The organism is Enterobacter sp. WCHEn045836, from assembly GCF_003965585.1.
In the GTDB taxonomy this organism is placed as follows: Bacteria; Pseudomonadota; Gammaproteobacteria; order Enterobacterales; family Enterobacteriaceae; genus Enterobacter; species Enterobacter dissolvens.
This window is the reverse complement of the sequence record NZ_RXPT01000014.1, coordinates 62,438-87,383: the sequence shown is the minus strand read 5'-3', so window position 1 is coordinate 87,383 and position 24,946 is coordinate 62,438. Positions and strand designations below refer to the sequence as shown.

At 56.8% G+C, this 24,946-nt stretch carries 26 protein-coding genes and 1 other annotated feature; of the genes, 18 read left to right on the top strand and 8 right to left on the bottom strand.

The window, feature by feature from the left end:
- Positions 1-4: 4 nt before the first annotated feature.
- Positions 5-1,234, top strand: coding sequence for a DUF3748 domain-containing protein (locus EKN38_RS18600; protein ID WP_014830038.1), 1,230 nt, complete (start codon positions 5-7; stop codon positions 1,232-1,234).
- On the opposite strand, the gene EKN38_RS18595 is transcribed toward EKN38_RS18600, so the two are convergent.
- Complete coding sequence (locus EKN38_RS18595) at positions 1,231-1,563, bottom strand: YceK/YidQ family lipoprotein (RefSeq protein ID WP_020685435.1); 333 nt, start codon at positions 1,561-1,563, stop codon at positions 1,231-1,233. The genes EKN38_RS18600 and EKN38_RS18595 overlap by 4 nt on opposite strands.
- 248 nt (positions 1,564-1,811) lie before the next feature.
- Positions 1,812-1,884, top strand: a sequence feature (ROSE (Repression Of Heat Shock gene Expression) occurs in the 5'-region of heat shock genes and acts as an RNA thermometer to modulate expression.).
- On the opposite strand from EKN38_RS18595, the gene ibpA reads away from it, so the two are divergent.
- The 3 genes from ibpA to EKN38_RS18580 all read left to right on the top strand — a co-directional run bounded on the left by ibpA (position 1,878) and on the right by EKN38_RS18580 (position 4,679).
- On the top strand, positions 1,878-2,288 hold the full coding sequence (ibpA, locus tag EKN38_RS18590) for a small heat shock chaperone IbpA (protein ID WP_006177605.1): 411 nt from the start codon (positions 1,878-1,880) through the stop codon (positions 2,286-2,288). It overlaps the preceding feature by 7 nt.
- Before the next feature lie 136 nt (positions 2,289-2,424).
- Entirely contained in the window at positions 2,425-2,853 is a 429-nt protein-coding gene (gene ibpB, locus EKN38_RS18585) for a small heat shock chaperone IbpB (RefSeq protein WP_014830040.1), read from the top strand.
- A gap of 164 nt (positions 2,854-3,017) precedes the next feature.
- A complete protein-coding gene (locus EKN38_RS18580) occupies positions 3,018-4,679 on the top strand; it encodes a putative transporter (RefSeq protein WP_014830041.1) in 1,662 nt (553 codons plus the stop codon).
- Here the strand turns inward: EKN38_RS18580 and EKN38_RS18575 are convergent.
- Entirely contained in the window at positions 4,647-5,393 is a 747-nt protein-coding gene (locus tag EKN38_RS18575; protein ID WP_014830042.1) for a GntR family transcriptional regulator, read from the bottom strand. The genes EKN38_RS18580 and EKN38_RS18575 overlap by 33 nt on opposite strands.
- 222 nt (positions 5,394-5,615) lie before the next feature.
- Between EKN38_RS18575 and EKN38_RS18570 the strand changes: the two genes are divergently transcribed.
- The 4 genes from EKN38_RS18570 (at position 5,616) to EKN38_RS18555 (ending at position 9,334) form a co-directional block, all read left to right on the top strand.
- Entirely contained in the window at positions 5,616-7,238 is a 1,623-nt protein-coding gene (locus EKN38_RS18570; RefSeq protein WP_014830043.1) for an alpha-glucoside-specific PTS transporter subunit IIBC, read from the top strand.
- Complete coding sequence (locus EKN38_RS18565; protein ID WP_014830044.1) at positions 7,235-8,557, top strand: 6-phospho-alpha-glucosidase; 1,323 nt, start codon at positions 7,235-7,237, stop codon at positions 8,555-8,557. Before EKN38_RS18570 ends, EKN38_RS18565 begins: the two co-directional genes overlap by 4 nt.
- A gap of 92 nt (positions 8,558-8,649) precedes the next feature.
- Complete coding sequence (locus tag EKN38_RS18560) at positions 8,650-8,997, top strand: YidH family protein (protein ID WP_014830045.1); 348 nt, start codon at positions 8,650-8,652, stop codon at positions 8,995-8,997.
- Positions 8,987-9,334 (top strand): DUF202 domain-containing protein, encoded by a 348-nt coding sequence (locus EKN38_RS18555; RefSeq protein ID WP_014830046.1) that lies wholly within the window; start codon positions 8,987-8,989, stop codon positions 9,332-9,334. The genes EKN38_RS18560 and EKN38_RS18555 overlap by 11 nt, the downstream gene beginning before the upstream one ends.
- 34 nt (positions 9,335-9,368) lie before the next feature.
- On the opposite strand, the gene dsdA is transcribed toward EKN38_RS18555, so the two are convergent.
- Together dsdA and dsdX are read right to left on the bottom strand one after the other, a co-directional pair.
- Entirely contained in the window at positions 9,369-10,655 is a 1,287-nt protein-coding gene (dsdA, locus tag EKN38_RS18550; protein WP_014830047.1) for a D-serine ammonia-lyase, read from the bottom strand.
- Positions 10,656-10,672: 17 nt separating this feature from the next.
- The gene (dsdX, locus tag EKN38_RS18545; protein ID WP_046888833.1) at positions 10,673-12,010 is read right to left on the bottom strand and encodes a D-serine transporter DsdX; all 1,338 of its coding nucleotides are present in this window, start codon (positions 12,008-12,010) and stop codon (positions 10,673-10,675) included.
- Positions 12,011-12,214: 204 nt separating this feature from the next.
- On the opposite strand from dsdX, the gene dsdC reads away from it, so the two are divergent.
- Positions 12,215-13,141: a DNA-binding transcriptional regulator DsdC gene (dsdC, locus tag EKN38_RS18540; RefSeq protein WP_014830049.1), complete on the top strand. Its 927-nt coding sequence runs from the start codon at positions 12,215-12,217 to the stop codon at positions 13,139-13,141.
- Positions 13,142-13,225: 84 nt separating this feature from the next.
- Entirely contained in the window at positions 13,226-14,314 is a 1,089-nt protein-coding gene (locus EKN38_RS18535) for a cellulase family glycosylhydrolase (protein ID WP_014830050.1), read from the top strand.
- Here EKN38_RS18535 and emrD read toward each other — a convergent pair.
- From emrD to tisB, 4 genes are all read right to left on the bottom strand, one after another.
- Positions 14,217-15,401: a multidrug efflux MFS transporter EmrD gene (gene emrD, locus EKN38_RS18530; RefSeq protein WP_014830051.1), complete on the bottom strand. Its 1,185-nt coding sequence runs from the start codon at positions 15,399-15,401 to the stop codon at positions 14,217-14,219. The two genes, EKN38_RS18535 and emrD, sit on opposite strands and share 98 nt — an antisense overlap.
- A gap of 175 nt (positions 15,402-15,576) precedes the next feature.
- Entirely contained in the window at positions 15,577-16,410 is an 834-nt protein-coding gene (locus tag EKN38_RS18525; RefSeq protein ID WP_014830052.1) for an EamA family transporter, read from the bottom strand.
- Between the two features lie 62 nt (positions 16,411-16,472).
- Positions 16,473-16,919, bottom strand: a complete 447-nt coding sequence (locus EKN38_RS18520; RefSeq protein ID WP_014830053.1) for a GNAT family N-acetyltransferase — start codon at positions 16,917-16,919, stop codon at positions 16,473-16,475.
- A gap of 64 nt (positions 16,920-16,983) precedes the next feature.
- Complete coding sequence (gene tisB, locus EKN38_RS18515; protein WP_020684667.1) at positions 16,984-17,073, bottom strand: type I toxin-antitoxin system toxin TisB; 90 nt, start codon at positions 17,071-17,073, stop codon at positions 16,984-16,986.
- Positions 17,074-17,698: 625 nt separating this feature from the next.
- Between tisB and EKN38_RS18510 the strand changes: the two genes are divergently transcribed.
- The 8 genes from EKN38_RS18510 (at position 17,699) to EKN38_RS18470 (ending at position 24,870) form a co-directional block, all read left to right on the top strand.
- On the top strand, positions 17,699-18,403 hold the full coding sequence (locus tag EKN38_RS18510) for a hypothetical protein (RefSeq protein ID WP_014830054.1): 705 nt from the start codon (positions 17,699-17,701) through the stop codon (positions 18,401-18,403).
- A 205-nt stretch (positions 18,404-18,608) separates the two neighbouring features.
- Positions 18,609-19,088 carry an Hcp family type VI secretion system effector gene (locus EKN38_RS18500; protein WP_013094807.1) on the top strand — a complete coding sequence of 160 codons (480 nt, stop codon included), beginning with the start codon at positions 18,609-18,611 and terminating at the stop codon, positions 19,086-19,088.
- 107 nt (positions 19,089-19,195) lie between these two features.
- Positions 19,196-19,294 carry an ilvB operon leader peptide IvbL gene (gene ivbL, locus EKN38_RS18495; RefSeq protein ID WP_071830013.1) on the top strand — a complete coding sequence of 33 codons (99 nt, stop codon included), beginning with the start codon at positions 19,196-19,198 and terminating at the stop codon, positions 19,292-19,294.
- Between the two features lie 106 nt (positions 19,295-19,400).
- Positions 19,401-21,089, top strand: a complete 1,689-nt coding sequence (ilvB, locus tag EKN38_RS18490; RefSeq protein WP_014830055.1) for an acetolactate synthase large subunit — start codon at positions 19,401-19,403, stop codon at positions 21,087-21,089.
- Positions 21,090-21,092: 3 nt separating this feature from the next.
- Positions 21,093-21,380: an acetolactate synthase small subunit gene (gene ilvN / locus EKN38_RS18485; protein WP_006808802.1), complete on the top strand. Its 288-nt coding sequence runs from the start codon at positions 21,093-21,095 to the stop codon at positions 21,378-21,380.
- Between the two features lie 82 nt (positions 21,381-21,462).
- Positions 21,463-22,056: a transcriptional regulator UhpA gene (uhpA, locus tag EKN38_RS18480; protein ID WP_014830056.1), complete on the top strand. Its 594-nt coding sequence runs from the start codon at positions 21,463-21,465 to the stop codon at positions 22,054-22,056.
- On the top strand, positions 22,053-23,558 hold the full coding sequence (gene uhpB, locus EKN38_RS18475) for a signal transduction histidine-protein kinase/phosphatase UhpB (protein WP_014830057.1): 1,506 nt from the start codon (positions 22,053-22,055) through the stop codon (positions 23,556-23,558). The genes uhpA and uhpB overlap by 4 nt, the downstream gene beginning before the upstream one ends.
- Positions 23,551-24,870 carry an MFS transporter gene (locus EKN38_RS18470; protein WP_014830058.1) on the top strand — a complete coding sequence of 440 codons (1,320 nt, stop codon included), beginning with the start codon at positions 23,551-23,553 and terminating at the stop codon, positions 24,868-24,870. Before uhpB ends, EKN38_RS18470 begins: the two co-directional genes overlap by 8 nt.
- Positions 24,871-24,946: the final 76 nt, after the last annotated feature.

Genomic DNA, 24,946 nt, shown 5'->3' with positions numbered 1-24,946 from the left:
TCCCATGAAACAAATCACCTTCGCTTCCCGCAACCATCAGCTCACCAATATCAATACCTGGACACCGGACAGCCAGTGGCTGGTCTATGATGTGCGCCCGTCCGGGGCATCGTTCACCGGCGAAACCATTGAGCGGGTAAACGTCAGTACGGGCGAGGTTGAGGTGATTTATCGTGCCACGCACGGCGCGCATGTGGGCGTGGTGACCGTTCATCCTGCACAAGACAAATACGTCTTTATCCACGGCCCGAAAAACCCGGATGCAGACTGGCAATACGATTTTCATCATCGTCAGGGCGTGATTGTCCATAACGGCCAGGCGAGCAACCTCGATGCCATGGATATCACCGCGCCCTATACCGCAGGCGCACTCCGTGGCGGCAGCCATGTCCACGTCTTTAGCCCGAACGGGCAGTTCGTCAGCTTTACCTATAACGACCATGTGTTGCATGAACGCGATCCGAAGCGCGATTTACGTAACGTTGGCGTCGCCGCACCTTTTGGCCCGGTCATCCCGCAGGGCAACCATCCCCATGAATATCCGGGCACCTTCTGGAGCGTGCTGGTAAGCCGCACGACGCCAACCCCGCAGCCGGGCAGCGATGAGATCAATCGCGCCTATGAAGAGGGTTGGGTGGGCAACGGCAGGCTGGCGTTTATTGGCGATACCCTGTCTGTGAAAGGCGAAAAAGTGCCTGAACTGTTTATTGTCGATCTGCCCAAAGACGCGCAGGGCTGGAAACAGGCAGGCGATGCGCCATTGCAGGGCACGCCGGAGACGATGCCTGCACCGCCTGCTGGCGTGCTGCAGCGTCGTCTGACCTTCACCCATCAGAAGGCGTATCCGGGGCTGGTGAACGTGCCGCGCCACTGGGTGCGCAGCAACCCGCAGGGTACGCAGATTGCTTTTCTGATGCGCGATGATAACGGCATTGTCCAGGTGTGGCTGATCTCCCCAGAGGGGGGCGAGCCGCGTCAGTTAACGCATACTGAAAGCGGTATCCAGTCGGCATTCAACTGGCATCCTTCGGGCGACAGTCTGGGATTTGTGCTGGAAAATCGTATCGCCTGCTGCGATGCGCAGACCGGAGAGGTCACGTTTTTGACGTCCGATCACGGCAATCCGCCGTCTGCTGATGCGGTCGTCTTTTCCCCGGACGGACGCGCTATTGCATGGATGGAAGAGACAGAGGGTTTCCGCCAGCTGTGGCTAACGGAAACCGCACAGGATTAGCGTCGCGGCATCTCGGCGGGCGGGATAACGGCGTTGGTGGCTAGATTTTGCTGCTCGCTTTTCTCAACGCGCGAGCGTACGGAGCTGTCCGTGCGGAACATATCCCAGGGCAGCAACAGGGTATCCGCCACTGCTGTAAACGGCATATCGAGGATCACCAGGGATTTGGTGCCCCAGTTCGTGTCATCATCGGAGATCATCGCCGCGCTGGCGCGCGTCCCCGGATATGTTCCTTCTTTACCGCCGGTGTGAGACATCACGCTCGAACACCCGCAAAGTAAAACCACCCCGCTGAACATCGTCAGCTTAATCAGAACATTTTTCATCATCACTCAGTCATCGTTAATGGCACTGCATAGACCTGCAACTCTGGGTTATAGCGAGCCTTGTTCAAAATGAATAGCCCGATAACCCCGCACTGTGGCAGCCATCGCAATTTAACCCTTTGTGCTGTTGTCCCAGTCTAAGCGAGAAGCACAAAAGTGCAAAAAAAAGTGCGAACGTCGCGGTTGAAAACACCGGTTCCAGACCCATTTTAAGAATGTAACCCGATAACGAACACGCCTGATGGGTGTTCGGGGGCGCAATAGCCTGTCCATGGTGGAAGGCAAAAATTTCTCGCTGATTTCAGGAGCTTTTATTTATGCGTAACTTCGATCTTTCCCCGCTATACCGTTCTGCAATTGGTTTTGACCGCCTGTTTAACCATTTAGAAAATAACCAAAGCCAGAGCAACGGCTACCCTCCATACAATGTTGAGCTGGTTGATGAAAACCACTACCGCATCGCCATTGCCGTGGCCGGTTTTGCAGAGAGCGAACTGGAGATCACCGCGCAGGACAACCTGCTGGTGGTGAAAGGTTCACATACGGCCGAGCAGAAAGAACGTACCTACCTTTACCAGGGCATCGCCGAGCGTAACTTTGAGCGCAAGTTCCAGTTAGCTGAGAACATTCACGTTAAAGGCGCGAACCTGGTCAACGGTCTGCTGTTTATCGAGCTGGAACGTGTGATTCCGGAAGAGAAAAAACCGCGCCGTATCGAAATTAATTAATTACGCGGGTCGCATTAGCGGCCCACTCAGAATTGCTTGCCGAACCGGGAGCATATGCGAATCCACAAGGATTTGCAGGAACAACTGCGCACAAAAATAAACTGTGCCGAACTCGCTTCTCAGAAGGAGATTTAGTATGCGTAACTACGATTTATCCCCCCTGCTGCGTCAGTGGATTGGTTTTGACAAACTGGCTAACGCCCTGCAAAGCACCACTGAGCACCAGACGTTTCCGCCGTACAACATCGAAAAAAGCGATGATAACCACTATCGCATCACGCTGGCGCTGGCCGGGTTCCGCCAGGATGACCTGGATATCCAGCTCGAAGGCACGCGTCTGACCGTGAAAGGGTCGCCGGAAAAACAAGAAACCGAGACCAAATGGCTGCATCAGGGTCTGGTGACCCAGCCGTTTAGCCTGAGCTTTACCCTGGCAGATCATATGGAAGTCTCCGGCGCGACCTTTACCAACGGGTTGCTGCATATTGACCTGGTCCGTAACGTGCCGGAAGCCATCGCGCCACAGCGTATCGCCATTAGCGCGCGGCCGGCGCTGAACAGTTAATGCTGTGCGGGCTGGTGCCCTCACCCCGGCCCTCTCCCACAGGAAGAGGGTGAAAAGTTAAAGCCCTGCCCCGGCAGGGCTTTTTTGTGCGCCATCACCCATACAACGCCCTTCACCTCTGAGAGAATCCTTAACATAACTAAGGTTATGCAAGGAAGTGGATCATGAGTGATATCGCGTTAACCGTCAGCGTGTTGGCCCTGGTCGCTGTTGTTGGACTATGGATTGGCAACATCAAAATCCGTGGCGTTGGGTTTGGGATCGGTGGGGTGCTGTTTGGCGGCATTTTTGTCGGGCACTTTGCTGACAAACTCGGGCTGGTTCTCAGCGCCGATATGCTCCACTTTACGCAGGAATTCGGCCTGATCCTCTTCGTCTATACCATCGGTATTCAGGTCGGGCCGGGCTTTTTCGCCTCCCTGCGGGTTTCCGGATTACGCCTCAATCTGTTTGCCCTCGGCATCGTCGTAATGGGCGGGCTGGTCACCGCTATCCTGCATAAACTCTTCGCAATTCCGCTGCCCGTGGTGCTGGGTATTTTCTCCGGGGCCGTGACTAACACGCCCGCGCTGGGTGCGGGCCAGCAAATCCTGCGCGATTTAGGTATCGAACCCGGCATTGTCGACCAGATGGGGATGAGCTACGCCATGGCCTATCCGTTTGGGATTTGCGGCATTCTGCTCTCCATGTGGCTGGTTCGGGTGCTCTTTCGCATTAACGTCGACAAAGAGGCGAAGGACCACGAAACCACGCTTACCAATGGCCATATGCCGATCAAAACCATCAACATCCGCGTCGATAACCCCAATCTGAACAACATGGCGATTCAGGACGTACCGATCCTGAACAGCGCCAATATCATCTGCTCGCGCCTTAAACGTGACGAGATGCTGATGGTGCCCGCGCCTGGCACCATTATTCAGCAAGGCGATCTGCTGCACCTGGTCGGCCAGCCCGGCGATTTAAACAACGCGCGACTGGTGATTGGTCAGGAAGTGGATACTTCGCTCTCCACCCGCGGCACCGATATGCGCGTGGAGCGTGTGGTGGTAACTAACGAGCAGGTTCTGGGCAAGAAAATACGCGATCTACAGGTTAAAGAGCGTTATGACGTGGTCATCTCCCGACTTAACCGCGCGGGTGTCGAGCTGGTCGCCAGCCCGGAGGCCAGCCTGCAGTTCGGCGATATTCTCAACCTGGTCGGGCGTCCGTCATCCATTGACGCCGTGGCGGATATGGTCGGTAACGCCCAGCAAAAACTGCAGCAGGTACAGATGCTGCCGGTGTTTATCGGTATCGGGCTGGGCGTGCTGCTTGGCTCCATCCCGGTCTATGTGCCGGGGTTCCCGGTGGCCCTCAAGCTGGGCCTGGCGGGCGGGCCGCTGATTATGGCGCTGATCCTCGGTCGAATCGGCTGTATCGGTAAGCTCTACTGGTTTATGCCACCGAGCGCCAACCTGGCGCTGCGCGAGCTGGGGATTGTGCTGTTTCTGGCGGTTGTAGGTCTAAAATCCGGTGGCGATTTTGTCGATACCCTGGTCAGAGGGGAAGGGATGAGCTGGGTCGGCTATGGCATCTTCATCACCGCGATCCCGCTGCTGACGGTCGGCATACTGGCGCGAATGTTCGCTAAAATGAACTATCTGACGCTCTGCGGCATGCTGGCGGGGTCGATGACGGATCCACCGGCGCTGGCCTTTGCCAATAACCTGCATGCCACCAGCGGCGCGGCGGCGCTGTCGTACGCCACGGTCTATCCGCTGGTCATGTTCCTGCGCATCATCACTCCGCAGCTACTGGCGGTGCTGTTCTGGGGAATGAGCTAGCAGGTCGTCCGGATGGATGCGCCGCAGATGGTAGTCCACCTGGTAATCACTGGTATTACGAAACATCACGGAATAATTGAGGAACTCGCCGCTGTCGCTGTAGGAGAGAGAGGTAATGCGCAGCAGCGGCGTCTGTTCCGGCAGGTTCATGTAACCAGCGAGTTGTTTATCGGCCAGCACCGGCGTCAGGCTCTCGTAGTTGCCGCTGATTGTAATTCCGCACTCCTTCTCGATGTAATCAAACTTTGACCCTTCCAGATGCGCCAGCGAGAGGTTGCGAAACAGCTTCACGGGCATAAAGCTGTCCTCCAGCATCAGCGGTTTTCCGTCCACGTAGCGCACCCGGCGGGAAAAGTAGATCCGCTCATCCACCTGGATCCGCAGCTGGCTGGCGATGGCGGGCGGGGCGGGCATCACTTCAAACTGCAGCACCTTGCTCTGCACCTCTTTGCCTTGCTGACGCAGTACCTCCACCAGCCCGGTCAGATTGGTGGTTTCATGGTGCACATCTTTGCGTGCCACAAACGTCCCACTGCCGTGCCGCCGCTCCACCAGCCCCCAGCTCACCAGCAGATCCAGTGCCTTGCGAATGGTCATACGCGCCACGCCAAACTCCTGCGCCAGCGCTTTCTCACCCGGAATGGGGCTGCCGATGTTGTAGTCCGATGAATTCAGCCGTAGCCGTAATCGATCGGCAATGGATTTGTAGATCACCAGTAGACCTCTCTGCCCGTATCAGGGCGTGGATTGCATCCTGACATGTCCATATTTACAGCGAAAAGTAGACCTGATTGGTCAAAATAAAACCATGAATGCGATCACGAATCGCAGCGGCATGCCATGTTCGCGCATCAGTAAGTTCTTATGCTCACCTCAGGCCAGCACAAAACCATAAAGGCCTCTCTCCCCTACAGGTTGTTACGTGAGGATTTAAAAATGCTCAGTCAAATACAACGTTTTGGTGGTGCCATGTTTACCCCGGTGTTGCTGTTTCCCTTTGCCGGGATCGTGGTGGGAATCGCCATCATGCTTCGCAACCCGCTTTTCGTGGGCGAAGCCTTAACGGCTCCTGATAATCTGTTCGCGCAGATCGTGCACATCATTGAAGAGGGCGGCTGGGCGGTGTTCCGCAATATGCCGCTGATTTTTGCCGTTGGCTTACCGATTGGTCTGGCGAAACAGGCGCAGGGCCGCGCCTGTCTGGCGGTGCTGATAAGCTTCCTGACCTGGAACTACTTCATCAACGCGATGGGGATGACCTGGGGCCACTTCTTTGGCGTCGACTTTTCCGCCGAACCGACGGCGGGAAGCGGGCTGGCGATGATTGCCGGGATCAAAACCCTTGATACCAGCATTATTGGGGCCATTGCGATTTCAGGTATTGTCACTGCGATCCATAACCGTTTTTTCGAGAAACCGCTGCCGGTTTTCCTGGGCATTTTCCAGGGCACCTCGTTTGTGGTGATAATCGCGTTTTTCGTCATGATCCCCTGCGCCTGGCTCACGCTGCTGGGCTGGCCGAAAGTGCAGATGGGCATTGAGTCCCTGCAGGCGTTCTTACGCTCCGCCGGTGCGCTCGGCGTTTGGGTGTATACCTTCCTGGAACGCATTCTGATCCCAACCGGGCTGCACCACTTCGTCTACGGTCCGTTTATCTTTGGCCCGGCCGCCGTTGAGGGCGGGATTCAGGTCTACTGGGCGCAGCATCTTCAGGCGTTCAGCCAGAGCACGCTGCCGCTGAAAACCCTGTTCCCGGAAGGCGGTTTCGCGCTGCACGGCAATTCAAAAGTGTTTGGCTCGGTCGGGATTGCGCTGGCGATCTGGTACACCGCATCAGCGGAAAATCGCGTCAAGGTCGCGGGCCTGCTGATCCCGGCCACGCTTACCGCTGTGCTGGTGGGCATTACCGAACCGCTGGAATTTACTTTCCTGTTTATCTCGCCGCTGCTGTTTGCCATTCACGCGGTGCTGGCGGCCACCATGGCGACGGTGATGTACACCTTTGGCGTGGTGGGCAACATGGGCGGTGGCCTGCTGGATCAGTTCCTGCCGCAAAACTGGATCCCCATGTTCCATAACCACGCTTCAACGGTATTCACCCAGATTGGCATCGGCGTCTGCTTCACCGGCCTTTACTTCGTGGTCTTCAAAACGCTGATTGAGCGTCTGAACCTCAAAACGCCGGGCCGTGAAGAGAGTGAAATCAAACTCTACAGCAAGGCGGACTATAAGGCGGCACGCGGACAAACCACCGCCCCGGCTGCCGCCAGCCAGCAGGTCGGGCAAGCCGCCGGATTCCTGCAGGCGCTGGGCGGCGCGGCCAACATCGAAAGCATCAACAACTGCGCTACCCGCTTGCGTATCGCGCTGGTCGACATGGCGCAAACCCAAAGCGATGAGGTCTTCAAAGCCCTGGGGGCCCATGGCGTGGTGCGACGCGGCAACGGCATACAGGTGATCGTTGGCCTGCACGTTCCCCAGGTGCGCGACCAGCTGGAATCGCTGATGAAAACCCCTTTAACGAATGAACAAACCACCCTGACAGAGGCTATATCATGAAAAAATTCTCAGTTGTCATTGCAGGCGGCGGCAGCACCTTTACGCCTGGTATCGTCCTGATGCTGTTAGCCAACCGTGACCGTTTCCCGCTGCGAGCCCTGAAGTTCTATGACAACGACGGCGCACGTCAGGAGACTATCGCCGAGGCGTGCAAAATTATCCTCAGGGAACAGGCGCCGGAGATTGAGTTTAGCTACACCACCGATCCAAAAGCGGCGTTTACCGATGTGGATTTCGTGATGGCGCACATTCGTGTGGGCAAATACCCGATGCGTGAAAAAGATGAAAAAATCCCGCTGCGTCACGGCGTGCTGGGGCAGGAAACCTGCGGCCCGGGTGGGATCTCTTACGGCATGCGCTCCATCGGCGGCGTGCTGGAACTGGTGGATTACATGGAGCAGTACTCACCGAATGCGTGGATGCTGAACTACTCCAACCCGGCGGCGATTGTGGCGGAAGCGACCCGTCGCCTGCGGCCGAATGCCAGGATTCTTAACATCTGCGATATGCCGATCGGCATAGAAGGGCGTATGGCGCAGATTGTCGGCCTGAAAGACCGCAAGGAGATGCGCGTGCGCTACTACGGTCTGAACCACTTCGGCTGGTGGACATCAATTGAAGATCTGAACGGTAACGATCTGATGCCGAAACTGCGCGAATATGTGGCGAAACACGGCTATGTACCGCCTTCTGACAATGCTCATACCGAAGCGAGCTGGAACGATACCTTCGCCAAAGCCAAAGACGTGCAGGCGCTGGATCCGGACACCATGCCAAACACTTATCTGAAGTATTACCTGTTCCCGGACTATGTGGTCGCGCACTCAAATCCGGAACGGACCCGCGCTAATGAAGTCATGGATCACCGTGAGAAGCACGTGTTCAGTTCGTGCCGGGCGATTATTGAAGCCGGAAAATCCTCTGCCGGTGAGCTGGAGATCGACGAACATGCGTCGTACATCGTCGATCTGGCAACGGCGATTGCCTTCAACACTCAGGAGCGGATGCTGCTGATTGTGCCAAACAACGGGGCCATCCATAACTTTGATGCCGACGCGATGGTGGAAATTCCGTGTCTGGTGGGCCATAACGGGCCGGAGCCGCTCACCGTGGGCGATATCCCTCACTTCCAGAAAGGGCTGATGAGCCAGCAGGTGGCGGTGGAAAAACTGGTGGTGGATGCCTGGGAGCAACGCTCGTACCAGAAACTCTGGCAGGCGATCACCCTGTCGAAAACCGTACCAAGCGCGTCTGTTGCCAAAGCCATTCTGGATGATCTGATCGAGGCCAATAAGGATTACTGGCCAGAACTGCATTAACCCTCCTGACCGGCATCGCCTGATGCCGGTTTCCTTGCCCTGGCCGATTTACGCTATGCTGAAGCCTGCCTGCAGCATGACAAGGAGCCTTCATGAAAATTTCCCGCCTCGGTGAAGCCCCGGACTACCGCTTCTCGCTGGCCAATGAACGTACATTTCTGGCGTGGATCCGCACTGCACTGGGGTTTCTGGCCGCCGGCGTCGGACTTGATCAGCTCGCGCCCGATTTCGCCACGCCGTTGATTCGTGAAGTGCTGGCGCTGCTGCTGTGCCTGTTTGCGGGTGTACTGGCGATTTACGGCTACCTGCGCTGGCTGCGTAACGAAAAGGCGATGCGCCTGAAGCAGGATCTGCCCTATACGCGCGGGTTACTGATTATCAGTGCGATTTTGCTGACGGTGGCGGGCGTGGTGATGTTACTGGTGTTCTATGGCGGATAGCCGCAAAGCGCGACGCGAAGCGGACCCCGGCCTGCAGCCGGAGCGGACGTCGCTGGCGTGGCTGCGTACGCTGTTGGGATATGGCGCGCTGATTGCCCTGGCGATTAAGCACAACTGGCACCGCACGGGAGTGCCCTTCTGGATCTCACTGGTTGTGCTGGCGCTGGTGGCCATCATTTTATGGCGCTATACCCGCAGCCGTAACGTGATGGACGTGGCACAGGACGATTTTGTGCAGCCGAAGGCGGTGCGGGATAAGTTCCTGATTGCGTTGGCTGTACTGTCTCTGTCTTTACTCTTTGCAATTACACACATTCAGCAAATTGTGAGCTTATAAGCCCGGTGGCGGCTGCGCCTTACCGGGCCTACGGTTAACGGCCTTTTGCTAAATACTTCGCCATCTCGTCTTCCGGCACCATGCCGCCGCCGGTCGCCCACACCAGATGGGTGACGTTGGCATCAGCCTGAACACGCAGCGGCCCGGCCATGCCCGCCAGCGCCGATGGCTCCAGACGGATCCCTTCCTCCTGCGCCAGCCAGCCGAGCATGTCGTACATGCTTTGATCGGACAGGGTATAGAACCCGTCTAGCAGACGTTCCATCGCACGGCCCACAAAGCCTGACGCGCGTCCGACCGCCAGCCCGTCCGCCGCCGTCACGTTGTCGATACCCAACTCCTGCACGGCAATCTCATCGTGCAGGCCGGTATAAACCCCCAGCAGCATGCACGGGGAGTGCGTTGGCTCGGCAAAGAAGCAGTGGACGTTGTCGCCAAACGCCAGCTTCAGACCAAATGCCACGCCGCCAGGACCACCGCCGACGCCGCACGGCAGGTAGACATACAGCGGATGCTCTGCATCCACCACGCGGCCCCGTTCGGCAAACTGCGCCTTCAGGCGCTCACCAGCAACCGCATAGCCCAGGAACAGGGTGCGGGAGTTTTCATCGTCGATAAAGAAGCAGTTCGGGTCGCTTTCCGCCGCTTTTCGCCCTTGTTCCACCGCCACGCCGTAATCCTGCTCATATTCCACAACGGTGACGCCATGGCTGCGCAGTTTGGCTTTCTTCCACTCTCGGGCGTCGGCGGACATATGTACCGTCACCGTAAAGCCAATGCGTGCGCTCATGATGCCGATGGACATCCCGAGGTTGCCGGTTGAACCCACCGCAATACTGTACTGGCTAAAGAAGTCTTTAAAGCGCGGCTCCAGCAGGATGCTGTAGTCATCTTCAGTGCTCAGCAATCCCGCTTCCAGCGCCAGCTTTTCTGCGTGGGTCAGTACCTCATAGATGCCGCCGCGCGCTTTAATCGAGCCGGAGATGGGCAGATGGCTGTCTTTTTTCAACAGCAGCGTGCCGGGAATGGCCTTGCCAGATTCCTTCTCCAGCCGTTTTTTCATTGCCGGAATAGCAACCAGCTCAGACTCGATAATCCCGCCCGTTGCCGCGGTTTCCGGGAAGGCTTTCGCCAGATACGGCGCGAAGCGGTTGAGGCGCGCATGCGCGTCATCCACGTCGGCTTTGGTCAGCCCGACGTAAGGCAACCCTTCGGCAAGCGAGGTGGTGCGCGGGTTAAGCCAGGTGGTCTCTTTCAGGGCAATCAGATCCTCAACCAGAGGAAACTGTGCGGTTAAAGCAGTGATAGTTGCGTTTTCCATAATACGTCTCGTCGTGCTCAGATAATGAAAGAAAGCAGGAATGTGCCGCCAAGTGCAAGCACCGAGGCGATAAACGTCGCCGTCGTATAGTATTTGAAGGTCTCATTAAGGGTCGCGCCGCAGTATTGCTTCACCAGCCAGAAGAGCGAATCGGTCACGATCGTGCAGCCAATAGCGCCGGAACCGATGGCAATCGTGATGATCTCCGGGCTTACGTTCGGGTAGAGCGGCAGCATCGGCGCCACTATCGCCGTCGCACCCATCATCGCGACCGTAGCGGAGCCTACAGCGGCATGCAGCACCAGCGCCACCAGCCAGGCGAGCAGGATCGGATGCATGTGCAGGTTCGAGAGAATATGTGCCAGCGAATCTGCCAGCCCGCTGGTTTTGAGAATAGCGTTGAACGCGCCACCGGCACCAATAATCAACAATATGTTCGCGATAGAGCCAAAGCCGTGCTCCGTATGGGTCAGCATTGCGCCCATGCCCATATGCTGGCGGATCCCCAGCAGGTAGTAGGCGACAAATACAGCGATAAACATTGCGGTGATCGGGTTGCCGATAAACTCCAGCAGGGTATACAGCGTGCCATCCTTCGCCATATTGAGCTCAGCGAGGGTCTTCACCAGCATCAGAACAATCGGCAGCAGCACCGTAAACAGCGTTGCACCCAGCGACGGCAGGGTTTGCTCCTCTCGCACCTTCAGGTCGGAAAATTCTGCCGGAACCGGTTTATATGGCAGACGGTTGCCGAGCAGTTTCAGGAACAGCGGGCCACCGACCAGAGATGCCACCAGACCCACCAGCAGACCGTAGACAATCACCGTCCCGACGTCCGCACCTAATTTGTTGGTGACAAAAAGCGCAGCCGGATGCGGCGGTACCACGCAGTGCACCGCCATCAGTGCGGTACAGAGCGGAATGGCAAGCTTAAGCAGCGACGTATTCGTCTTTTTGGCGATGGAAAACGCCAGCGGGATCAGCAGTACCACGCCCACTTCCACGAACAGCGTAATACCGCAGATAAGACCCACCAGCACCATAATGACGTCCGCTGACAGCCAGCGGCAGCGCTGTAGCGTGATCCCGATGCGCTCCGCCGCACCGGAGACTTCCATCATCTTACCCAGAATGGTACCCAGGCCGATGACGGCTGCCAGGAAGCCCAGCGTACCGCCAATCCCGCTTTCAATGGCGTTCACCATATCCAGCGGGCTCATCCCCATCATCGCGCCGACGAAAAAGCTCGCCAGCAGCAGTGCGAGGAACGGGTGAAACTTCAGTTTTACGATGGTTAAAACAATCAACACAATGCTGACAAGCAGCGTTACCACAACCCAGACCGGCGATCCCATATCTCACCTCACCCTTATGTCATCTGTGGGTATTGGACGAAAAAACGGCATGAGCTGACAAACGATAAAAATTGCCGTTCAGATGAGCCAGATTGGATCAACTGAGTGACTGAACTCAAAAAAGCGCACTTATTTCGCTGTTGGTTCACATAAATTCATGCCTGGGCGGTATGCTGAGCGTAGAAATAACGTGTGAGAATTGTGATGACCGATGCGAATGAAGTCAGAAACCGGCTGCTAAATGGCTGGCAACTGTCAAAAATGTACACTTTTGAAGTGGCTGCCCGGCATGAATCCTTCGCGCTGGCGGCGGCGGAACTGTCGCTCAGCCCTAGCGCGGTGAGCCACCGCATCAACCTGCTGGAAGAGGAGCTGGGCATTCAGCTGTTTGTCCGCTCGCACCGTAAAGTTGAACTGACGCAGGAGGGAAAGCGCGTTTACTGGACCCTAAAATCATCCCTCGACACCCTGAATCAGGAGATCCTGGATATTAAAAACCAGGCGCTGTCCGGTACGCTGACGGTGTATTCCCGGCCGTCAATCGCCCAGTGCTGGCTTGTCCCCATGCTGGGGGATTTTACCCGCCGTTATCCGTCGATATCTCTCACCATTCTCACCGGCAATGAGTACGTCAATATGCAGCGAACCGGCATCGATCTGGCCATCTATTTCGACGATTCGCCGCCAAACTACCTTTCTCATCACTTCTTGATGGACGAGGATATTTTGCCCGTCTGCTCGCCCGCGTATGCTCGCGAGCATGCGCTGTTGAAAAACCCCGATAACCTCAGCCACTGCACGTTACTGCACGACCGTCAGGCCTGGAGCAATGATTCCGGTACGGATGAGTGGCTCAGCTGGGCGCAGCATTTTGCGATGAATATGCCGTCATCATCGGGTATTGGCTTCGATCGTTCCGATTTAGCGATAGTTGCAGCCATGAATCATGTGGGCGTGGCGATGGGGAGAAAGCGGTTGGTGCAAAAGCGCCTTGAGCGGGGCGAGCTTATCGCCCCGTTTGGCAACAAGACCCTCAAATGCCATCAGCACTATTACATCTCAACGCTTCCCGGCCGTCAGTGGCCGAAAATTGACGCCTTTATTGGCTGGCTAAGAGAACTGGCAGGCTGAAGAATTATTACGCTTTGACGCTACACCAAATGCGAGAAAGCGTGCTAAATACAGGTAATCCTTTTGATTTATCCAGGGTAAAACGTGTTAAAGCCTCTTATTGCGACCGCGTTGCTTCTCTCTTCCGGCTGGGCGATAGCCGCTGAGCCGCCGCTGACGGCTGCGCTTTATGCACAAAAGCTGGGCGTGGGTATGGACGTGGACTGGGCGCGCACCGAGCGCGGCATACGCGAATTCGACCCGCTGGTGGTCCGCGATTTTCGCGCGAAAGGTATCAGCCACGTGCGTATTCGCGTGGCCGATGAGCCGACCGAAGCGCGGCTGATCCATCTGCGTAAGCTGGTGGAAGCCTGCGAGCAGTACGGCGTGATCCCGATTATCGCGTATCAGGCGGACAACTATAAAAACGATCCGAAAGCGGATAACGAAAAAGAGGTCACCGACTGGTGGATTGCCGTGGCGCACTATTTTGGCAAGCGTTCGCCGCTGCTGGGCTTTGACCTGATCTATGAGCCGGCAGACAAGCTCAACCACAACGCGGCCTCGCTCAACCGGGTGTATGAGAAAACTATCAAGGTCATTCACAGCATTGATGCGGACCGGATGATCTTCATCGCCCCCCGCCTGCGTGCGGCACCCGAAGATCTCACCAGCCTGAAGCTGCCTGCGCACAGCCAAAACTTCCTGCTGGCGGAATGGCATATCTTCCCGTGGGGGCCGCTGAAAAATAACGGCAAATACCCGTGGACATCCGGTACGGCGGCGGAGAAAGCGGCGATTCACAATCGCATTACGACGGCGCTGCACTGGCAGCAAAAAACCGGACACGTCAGCTGGGTCGGGGGCTGGGGCGTGGGGGAGTCAAACCGCGTTACACCCACCGCGTCGCAAATGGCTTTCGCGACCTTTATGGCGTGCGAGCTGCAAAAGGCGAACATTCCCTATGCGATTAACGCCGATTTCCAGTTTTATGACGGAGAAGAGGGGGCCTGGCGGCCAGCGCCAGAGCCGCTGCTGGAGGCGATGATTGCCCCGGTATGTGAAAAGCCCGGCGAGAAGCCGGGCCATCATGCGGTTAAACAGGCTGCTCGTGATGCGGAACACGCGACGCCAGCGGCAGCCAGCACAGTAAAATCAGCAGCCCCATCAGCGTCATTAGCAAACCCAAACTAGCCTGCCCGGTTTGCGGCATCATGGCGGAGAGCCAGGCCAGCGCGCCGGAGCCAATATTCTGTAAACCGCCCACCAGCGCACCCGCCGTACCCGCGAGGAACGGGAACGGCTCCATGGCGCCGCTGGTGGCAAGCGGGAACAGCATCCCCGCACCGAAGAAGAACAGCGCCGCCGGGATCAGCAGCGTCCAGACAGTCATCACGCCAAACAGACCCGGGATCCACATCATCAGGCCAGCCAGCAGGCAGCTGATTACGGACTGCCACATCAGCGTCGAGAAACGTTTGTTCTGACGTCCGGCGAACCATGCGCCAAAGAACGCCGCCGGGATCGGCAGAATAAACAGAATGCTCACCACCATACTGCTCAGGCCAAGCCCTGCACCCAGCAGCACGCCGGAGCAGGCTTCAAATACCGCGATACCCGCCAGACCGCCGATCAGCATCAGCAGGTAACAGGTAAAGGCTCCGTTGCCGAACAGCGTTCTGTAACTGGCGATAAGCTTCGTGCGCGGTGCGTCCTGCGGGCGGGTTTCCGGCATCCAGCGCGCCATGCTGAAGGTGACAATCACGCACAGCACCAGCAGGAAGGCATAGCAGGCGCGCCAGGACCACATCGTATCCAGCAGGCCGCCAATCAGCGGTGCCAGCAGCGGGCTGACCAGAATACCCATATTCAGCAGGCTATTGGCGTGACGCAGCTGCGTGCCCTGGTACATATCACGCGGTAAGGTACGCGCCATCACCCCGCCAACGCCGGTGCCAACCCCCTGCAGCGCGCTGGCGGCAATCAGTACGGTCAGGCTATGCGTGGTAATGGCGATCACCGTCGCGACCATGAAAATACACATGCCTGTCAGAATGACCGGACGGCGGCCAATGCGATCGGACAGCGGCCCGTAGAATAACTGCGAAACGCCATAGGTGAGCAGGTAGGCGGCCATCACGCTTTGTACCGCGCCCTCACGGACGTTGAGTTCCTTTGCCATGTCGGCAATCGCCGGGATGTAGATGGTTTGCGCCATCTGACCGACGGCCACCAGTAACACCAGCATCAACAATAAGTTAACGTTCCTTTGTTTTTTCATGTCGCTGAATACTTTTGCCAAAAGAGAAAAATGAAGAATAAGTGACTACGCATTCCCATAAATGCGCGAGGAATCTACCACAATGAGATGACAAATAAAGCATTGTCATGATGAATGCAGAAGGGGGGTAAGGCAGGTTTTGTAAACAAGATTGGCAACAAATGTTGCCAGTGAATCACGCCAGGCGCAGCAGGATCGCCCCGCCCGCAATACCCAGCGCGGCTGCGATACGCAGTCCGGCAACCTTTTCTTTTAAAAGCACAAATGCGATCAACGCGCCGAAGAGAATCGACGTTTCTCGCAGCGCAGCGACAACCGCCAGCGGCGCCTGCGTCATTGCCCATAAGGCCAGGCCATACGAGCCCATGGTGCCAACCCCGCCGAGCAATCCCTTTTTCCAGTGCAAACGCAGGTAGCTGGAGGCTTCGCGGCGTCGCGCTACCATTGCCCAGCACAGCAGGCAGAAGCCGTTCATAAAGAAGGTCCACAGCGTATAGCCCAGAGCGGTATCCGATAAACGTACGCCCGTTCCGTCCACCAGCGTATAGCCGGCGATAAAGCAGGCGTTCAGCAGTGCCAGCCAGATCCCCTTCCGTGACTGCAGCCGGCCATTCATCGCCATTGCCAGAATCGACAGGCAGATCACCCCGATGCCCGCCCAGGCGAGCCAGGAGAGGCTATCCCCGAGCACCAGCACGCTGATCAGCGCCACCAGCAGTGGGGCTGTCCCGCGCATCAGCGGATAGGTCTGGCTCATGTCTGAGACCTGATACGTCTTCGCCACCAGTACCGTATACACCACCTGCAGCGCGCAGGAGACTACTAAAAAGGGCCAGCTGGCTGGCGACGGTTGCGGGGAAAAAGGCAGTAAAACCAGAGCAATGAGTGTGGCGGAGCCGCTAACGCTGATCGCCGAGTAGAGCTTATCCGTTCCGGCTTTGACGATGGCGTTCCAGCTGGCGTGCAGCAGCGCGGCAAACAGCAAAATACAGAAAACGGTGATGGTCATGGCGTCTCTGGCGGTGAATTGTCATTCAACTGTAACATTCACGACCTCATGCCGCCAGCCAGCTACACCGCGCAAAAAAGACGGTGAGTGACCCGTGGTTCATCTGACACCAGGCTGAAGCCCGCACGACGGTAGAACCCGCAGGCCGTATCCGGTGCATGGGTATTGAGGAAATCAAACCAGATGCTGGCATCGGCCATCACCACCGTTAACAGCTGTTTACCAATGCCCAGACCGCGGCACTTCTCGCTGACATAAAGATGGCGAATACGTCCGGCACGCGGTTGCTGGCTGAAGGGATCGCGGTTAAGGCCGCAGACGCCCACCAGCTTGCCGTTTAAAAAGGCACCCAGCAGCTTTTCACCCGGCGCGTTAAAGCGGTTTTCACCGCGCAGCCAGTTCTCTTCCAGCCTGCGCAGCATATTGAAATTCGCCGCGATGCTCTCGGCTTTAAGCGCGATGTACCCGGGCTCTTCTGGCGTAATGGGTTCAATTAACAGACGCGACATAGCATTCCCTCGTTATTAAAGAGGGGCGGTTGCCCGCCCCTCTCAGGTGCGACTTGAACCTGAATCACCGAAGGTATTTCAGGACAGCATCAAGCAGTTGCAGTACAGCAACAATGAGTTTGAGGATAAGAATCACCATATCCACTACGCTCATACGCGTCTCCTTTTGGTAAAAAGGAGCACGATGCTGGCGTACCTTTCCGCCGCCTGTTGCCAGCACCTGGATTGACGTAACACAGTGTGCTCACTTCAGGGGTTAAGGCACTGACGGCACCACCCGTTTCAGCCAGGACTTCGTTGCGCCGGTAGAACTGCGGCCCCCTCGCTCACTGCGAACATCCTCATTATAGATAAATACTGTATGCATGAACAGTATTTTGTGGACAAAATTCGAAACCCGTTCCATACTCAAAAACGTCAAAATCCGTGCCGGAATTGCGCGTTCGTCTTCGATCGCGTATACTTCGTGCGTTGACGTAACACAGTGTGTTCTGCGGCGACCAACCGTAAAACCCTGATAAAAACCTCGCTCCGGCGGGGTTTTTTGTTTTCTGCTTTCTGTACAGAACGGGATGCCAGTTGACTTATTGGCAACGTACCCGGCAGAAATAAGGTACATATTAATGTTTCATTTAATAATCCTTAAATATAGATTATTTAAATAAAACTAAGTCTGTTTATTTTTAAGATGAATATGTATTTAAATAAAACCCACAGATTTGAATTACCAGGTTTTTCAACGTATATTCACATAACCATAAAAACAGTATGGATAGTTTATGCAAGCATCTGATTACTTGAAGATGAAGTTCCAGAGCGACAGGCAGTTAGCTATTTATGGACAACAAGGCGTTGCTGGGACATGGAAAGCATTAAAGGGGATCGGTTCTGATATCTACTCAGGAATGGAGCGTGTTAGTTGGTATTCATCATGCTTAATCCCCAGCTATCACGATGTGTGTGAAGAGTTACTCTCAGAAGAAAAAAGGATGTACCTCTCAATTGTGTCTATTTACCGTTATCGCAATGTAATAGCACACATGCTCTATCTTTATTTTGAAAGCATTATGACCGATTCTGAAAATGGGAATGAAAAAAATCGCGTTCGCAAGACGGATTCAAAAGTAACCAGCCTTGTTAAAAACATCCCGGCAAGCAAGGCAGCGCGTTTAGCGATAGCATGGGCGCTGGCTAAATCCCTATCGGAATCCGGCTTGCTTTCAGAAATCGTCGTCGAACGGCTTGCGCGCCGTGTACCTAATGTTGTTATGGCTCTGCAGCTGATGGGTACGGACCAGAAGTGCGCTCTTGCTGCCCGTCGTCTGAAAATGTTGGATCCTAAGTATTACGCCACCCTCTATGCCGCACAACTGGAGATGCTTTACTACTTTTTTGAACCATTCCTGGCTGAAATCATTAAGAAAGTGCAAACGGGATTCTACAAGGATTTTGATGCGATCTATAACGACTTAAAGGATAGGTAGCATGTTTAAGAGTCTGCTATCCATTCTTTTTACAGATGTTTTATTCCCTGTTTATATTTTTGCTTGCGCCTCTTTGTTTCTCTGGCTGGTGCCCAACCACTGGGTATTATTAACATTCATTGCTATCGTTGTATTTATTATTGTTCATCCGATAATTTTCGGGCGCTTTGATAAGTACGATTGAGTTTTATAAAAAGGAGTTTGTATGTCAAATCCGGCTTATTTGTTTCTGACAGATGAAAATGGTTCTCCAATGGTAGGTCCCTGCCTGGTGTCAGGGCGTGAAGGTGCAATTGAACTCAAATCGTTCACTCATAATGTCAATATCCCGGTCGACGGGAATACCGGGAAATTGACGGGCACGCGCATACATATGCCCGTCATGTTCCAGAAGGAATTTGATCGTGTCACTCCGTTTTTATTTCGGGCGTTGAGTACGGGGAGAACGCTTCAGTCAGCCACCATAAAGATGTATCAGATTAATGAGGCTGGTTTAGAGCAGGAGTATTTTAATATCATCATGGAGAATGTAAAAATAACTTCTATTACACCCGATTTGTATCCAGGTGCCAACACCGGAACACACCTCGAAACGGTTCTCATACGCTATGAGAAAATCACCTGGAAGCATTGCGACGGAAATGTCATCTATAGTGACGCCTGGAATGAGCGAGCAACATACTAAAACGTGATCCCTGACGCATTTTTGCGCAGATGAAAATATTTCCATTGTCACGCCCGAAAACCTGTGTTTGTATAAATTCAATCAATGATTCCAAACACAGGTCCCCCATGACTGCATCCATGAACACCGCGACCCTACTAAAAACTGCGCAACCAGCCGCAGTGGTCGTCGTGCGTGTGGTGGTGGTCGTCGGCAATGCGCCGTAGGGACTGGATCAACACACGAATCCAAAACCCCGCCGGCGCAAACCGGGCGGGGTTTTTCGTTTAAGAGCCTCCCCGGAAAGTCGGCCCAGAAGAAAAGGACTGGAGCATGGCAAGTTCGGGCACAACATCCACCAAGACGCGTTTTACGGGCGCGCAGCTGATCGTTCACTTACTGGAACGACAGGGCATTACCACGGTTGCGGGTATTCCGGGCGGTACGGTACTGCCGTTGTACGATGCATTAAGCCAAAGCACGCAGATTCGTCACGTGCTGGCGCGCCACGAGCAGGGCGCGGGGTTTATCGCTCAGGGCATGGCGCGTACGCAGGGTAAACCGGCAGTCTGTATGGCCTGTAGCGGTCCGGGGGCGACCAACCTGGTGACCGCCATCGCCGACGCGCGTCTCGATTCCATTCCGCTGATTTGCATTACCGGCCAGGTGCCGTCCTCAATGATCGGTACCGATGCGTTCCAGGAAGTGGATACCTACGGTATTTCTATCCCCATCACCAAACATAACTATTTAGTTCGCGACATCGCCGAGCTTCCTCAGGTTATCAGCGATGCGTTCCGCATTGCGCAGTCCGGTCGTCCAGGCCCGGTGTGGATAGACATTCCTAAGGATGTCCAGACCGCAGAAATTGAGATCGACATACTGCCGGAGCCGGGCGAGCGGGCACCTGCGCCAGAATTCAGCGCTGAGAGCGTGCGCGATGCCGCGGCCATGATCAATGCCGCTAAACGTCCGGTGCTCTATCTGGGCGGCGGGGCAATCAACGCCGCAGATGAAATCCGTCAGTTCGCTGAAAAAGCCAACCTGCCCACCACCATGACCCTGATGGCGCTCGGCATGCTGCCTAAAGCGCATCCGCTGTCATTAGGAATGCTGGGCATGCACGGCGCGCGCAGCACCAATTACATCCTGCAAGAGGCGGATTTGCTGATTGTGATGGGCGCACGTTTTGATGACCGGGCGATTGGTAAAACCGAGCAGTTCTGCCCGAACGCAAAAATCATTCACGTGGATATCGACCGCGCCGAACTGGGTAAAATCAAACAGCCGCACGTGGCGATTCAGGGGGACGTGGCCGACGTGCTGGCGCAGCTGATCCCGCAGACGGACGCAACTGACCGCGCCGACTGGCGTCAGATGGTGGCGGATCTGCAACGCGAGTTCCCGGGTGCGATCCCAACCGAAGGCGACCCGCTGAGCCACTACGGGCTGATTAACGCCGTGGCCGCCTGCGTGGACGACAGCGCAATCATCACCACCGACGTGGGCCAGCACCAGATGTGGACCGCCCAGGCCTATCCGTTGAACCGTCCGCGTCAGTGGCTGACCTCCGGCGGCCTGGGCACCATGGGCTTTGGTCTGCCTGCGGCAGTTGGTGCGGCGCTGGCGAACCCGGACCGCAAGGTGATCTGCTTCTCCGGTGACGGCAGCCTGATGATGAACATTCAGGAGATGGCCACCGCGGCCGAAAACCAGTTAGACGTGAAAATCATCCTGATGAACAACGAGGCGCTGGGGCTGGTACACCAGCAGCAAAGCCTGTTCTACAAGCAGGGGGTGTTTGCGGCGACCTATCCGGGGATGATTAACTTTATGCAAATTGCCGCCGGTTTTGGCCTGCATACCTGCGATCTGAACGCAGAAGAGGACGCCCACGCAGCGCTGCAGGCGGCGATCTCTCGTCCGGGCCCGGCGCTGATCCACGTCCGTATCGACCCTGAACAAAAAGTGTATCCGATGGTGCCGCCGGGTGCGGCAAATACTGAGATGGTGGGGGAATAAGCCATGCAGAAACAACATGAAAACGTCATTCTGGAACTCACCGTCCGCAACCACCCTGGCGTCATGACCCACGTCTGCGGGCTGTTTGCCCGCCGCGCGTTTAACGTGGAAGGCATTCTTTGTCTGCCGATTCAGGGCAGCGAGCACAGCCGCATCTGGCTACTGGTCAACGATGACCAGCGTCTGGAGCAGATGATGGCCCAGATCGACAAGCTGGAAGACGTTACCAAAGTGGCGCGCAACCAGTCCGATCCCACCATGTTTAACAAAATTGCGGTGTTCTTCGAATAAATCGCTTAAGGTAAGCGTCTTTCGCTCTTGTAGGCCGGATAAGCGCAGCGCCATCCGGCGTTTTCAGACCGCAGGAACAGACATGACCACCATCGCTCTTATCGACGACCACCTTATCGTCCGCTCCGGATTTGCCCAGCTTCTTAACCTCGAACCGGATTTTCAGGTGGTGGCCGAGTTCGGTTCCGGGCGCGAGGCGCTGGCGGGCCTGCCGGGGCGTGGGGTACAGGTCTGTATCTGCGATATCTCCATGCCGGATCTCTCCGGACTGGAGCTGCTGAGCCAGTTACCGAAAGGGATGGCGATTATCATGCTCTCGGTTCACGACAGCCCGGCGCTGGTGGAGCAGGCGCTCAACGCCGGCGCGCGTGGGTTCCTGTCAAAACGCTGCAGCCCGGATGAGCTGATCGCCGCCGTGCGCACCGTCGCGACGGGCGGCTGCTACCTGACGCCGGACATCGCCCTCAAGCTGGCCGCCGGACGTCAGGATCCGCTTACCCGGCGTGAGCGTCAGGTGGCGGAAAAACTCGCTCAGGGGATGGCGGTGAAAGAGATTGCCGCCGAACTGGGTTTGTCGCCCAAAACCGTGCACGTTCACCGCGCCAACCTGATGGAAAAACTCAACGTCAGTAATGACGTCGAGCTGGCGCGCCGCATGTTCGATAGCTGGCAATGAGCCCCGTCTTTTCGCGGCTGATCGCCGTTGTTGCCAGCTTTTTTATCTTCTCTGCCGCCTGGTTCTGTCTGTGGAGCATCAGCCTTCATCTGGTGGAGCGCCCGGCGCTGGCGGTGCTGCTGTTTCCCTTTGGCCTGCGTCTGGGGCTGATGTTGCAATGCCCGCGCGGCTACTGGCCGGTTTTGTTGGGCGCAGAGTGGCTGATGCTGATCTGGTTGTCGCAGGAAGTCGCCCTCGCGCATCTGCCCTTATTGATGACCGGAAGCCTGCTCACGCTCCTCCCGGTTGCGTTGATTTCCCGCTATCGTCACCAGCGCGACTGGCGCACGCTGCTGCGTCAGGGGGCGGCGCTGATTGCCGCCGCGCTGCTGCAATCCCTGCCGTGGGTAGGCGAAAAGGAGATGCTTAACGCCCTGCTGCTGACCCTGACCGGCGGCCTGACGCTGGCCCCCACCTGTCTGGTTTTCTGGCACTATCTCACCAGCACCGTCTGGCAGCCGCTCGGTCCGTCGCTGGTCTCTCAGCCGGTAAACTGGCGCGCCCGGCATCTTATCTGGTACTTGCTTCTGTTTGTGGTGAGCCTGTGGCTACAGCTTGGCCTGCCTGCCGAGCTTTCCCGTTTTACCCCGTTTTGTCTCGCGCTGCCGATCATTGCGCTCGCCTGGCACTACGGCTGGCAGGGGGCGCTTATCGCCACGTTGATGAACGCCATTGCGCTGATTGCCAGCCAGACCTGGCACGATCATCCGGTGGATTTGCTGCTCTCCCTGCTGGCGCAGAGCCTGACCGGGCTGCTGCTCGGCGCGGGCATTCAGCGCCTGCGTGAGCTGAACCAGTCCCTGCAAACCGAGCTGTCGCGCAATCGCCGTCTGGCAGAGCGTCTGCTGGAGACTGAAGAGAATGTACGCCAGGAAGTGGCGCGCGAGCTGCACGACGACATCGGCCAGACCATCACCGCCATCCGCACCCAGGCGGGTATCGTCCAGCGTCTGGCGGCGGATAACGCCGGGGTGAAGCAGGGCGGGGCGCATATCGAACAGCTCTCCCTTGGCGTGTACGATTCGGTGCGTCGCCTGCTGGGCAGGCTGCGTCCGCGCCAGCTGGACGATCTCTCTCTGGAACAGGCGGTGCGCTCCCTGATGCGCGAGATGGAGCTGGAAAGCCGCGGGATTGTCAGCCATCTCGACTGGCAGATTAACGAATCTGCGCTGAGTGAAGGCCAACGCGTCACGCTGTTCCGCGTCTGTCAGGAAGGACTGAATAATATCGTTAAGCACGCCAACGCCAGCGCGGTGACGCTGCAGGGCTGGCAGCAGGATGAAAGCCTCAGGCTGGTGATTGAAGACGACGGCTGCGGTCTGCCGCCCGGCTCCGGGCAGCAGGGCTTTGGTCTGGCGGGTATGCGCGAGCGCGTGAAGGCGCTGGGCGGCACGCTGAGTATCTCCTGCACCCACGGGACACGCGTCAGCGTCAGCCTGCCGCTAAGGAGCCACCATGTTTAAAACCCCCGCTAACGCCGCGCCGATAGGTGACAAAGCGGAGATCGATGCCCGCTACCGCTACTGGCGTCGCCATATCCTGATCACCATCTGGCTCGGCTACGCGCTGTTTTACTTCACCCGCAAAAGCTTCAACGCCGCCGCGCCGGAAATCCTTGCCAGCGGCGTGATGACCCGCACCGATATCGGCCTGCTGGCGACGCTGTTCTACATCACCTACGGCCTGTCGAAGTTTTTCTCCGGCATCGTCAGCGACCGCTCCAACGCCCGCTACTTTATGGGCTTTGGGCTGATCGCCACCGGCGTGGTGAACATTCTGTTTGGCTTTTCCACCTCGCTCTGGGCCTTTGCCCTGCTGTGGGCGCTGAACGCCTTTTTCCAGGGCTGGGGCGCGCCGGTCTGCGCCCGCCTGCTCACGGCGTGGTATTCCCGCAACGAGCGCGGCGGCTGGTGGGCTATCTGGAACACCGCGCATAACGTCGGTGGAGCGCTGATCCCGATGGTGGTGGGCGCAGCGGCGCTGCACTACGGCTGGCGCGCGGGGATGATGATTGCCGGTGGTCTGGCGATCCTGGCCGGGCTGTTCCTCTGCTGGCGACTGCGCGACAGGCCACAAACTGTGGGGCTTCCGCCGGTAGGCGACTGGCGGCACGACGAGATGGAGATTGCCCAGCAGCAGGAGGGGGCGGGGCTGTCCCGCAAAGAGATCCTTACCAAATACGTGCTGAAAAACCCGTACATTTGGCTGCTGTCGCTCTGCTACGTGCTGGTCTACGTGGTACGCGCGGCCATCAACGACTGGGGTAACCTGTACATGTCCGAGACGCTGGGGGTGGATCTGGTGACCGCCAACTCGGCGGTGACCATGTTCGAGCTGGGCGGGTTTATCGGCGCGCTGGTGGCGGGCTGGGGCTCGGATAAACTCTTCAACGGCAACCGTGGCCCGATGAACCTCATCTTTGCGGCAGGAATCTTACTCTCCGTCGGCTCGCTGTGGTTGATGCCGTTCGCCAGCTACGTGATGCAGGCGGCGTGCTTCTTTACCATCGGCTTCTTCGTGTTTGGCCCGCAGATGCTGATCGGCATGGCGGCGGCAGAATGCTCGCATAAAGAGGCGGCCGGTGCGGCGACGGGCTTCGTCGGGCTGTTTGCCTACCTTGGCGCGTCCCTCTCCGGCTGGCCGCTGGCGCGGGTGATCGATATCTGGCACTGGAGCGGTTTCTTTGCCGTGATCGCCATCGCGGCGGGGATATCGGCCCTGCTGCTGCTGCCGTTTTTGCATGCGCAGGCGCCGCGTGAAGCCAGGGTGATGTGATGCGCCTCACCTTTTCACCCCGAGTGGCGCAAAACTAAGAAATTTTCCCGGTTTTACCTGGACGCTGTCTCAGGCA